1 protein-coding gene is annotated in these 272 nt (G+C 76.1%); it reads right to left on the reverse strand.

What is annotated here, in order from left to right:
* The coding region (locus ACSNOK_RS34305) for a histidine kinase (RefSeq protein WP_436784638.1) at positions 1 to 272 on the reverse strand (272 nt) is incomplete at both ends.

Genomic DNA, 272 nt, shown 5'->3' on the forward strand with positions numbered 1-272 from the left:
GTTCGCCGGCGATGTCCACCCCGCCGTCCAGGCCCGACTCGCGTCGCAGGTCGGACAGCAGTTCCCGGGATTCCACCGCGGCGCGGCGCGCGGAGCGGGCGACGAGTTCGGCCTGCCGTCTGAGGGTGTCGGGGTCCAGGCGGTGGGCGGAGCCGGCCAGTCCGTCCGCCGCCAGGGCGAGGCCGTGGAGGGTCTTGGCGACGGAGTCGTGCATCTCGCGGGCCAGCCGGGCGCGTTCGCCCGCGACCGCCTCGTTGACGGCCAGCCTGGAC

It is taken from the genome of Streptomyces sp. URMC 126 (assembly GCF_051386555.1).
Lineage (GTDB): Bacteria > Actinomycetota > Actinomycetes > Streptomycetales > Streptomycetaceae > Streptomyces.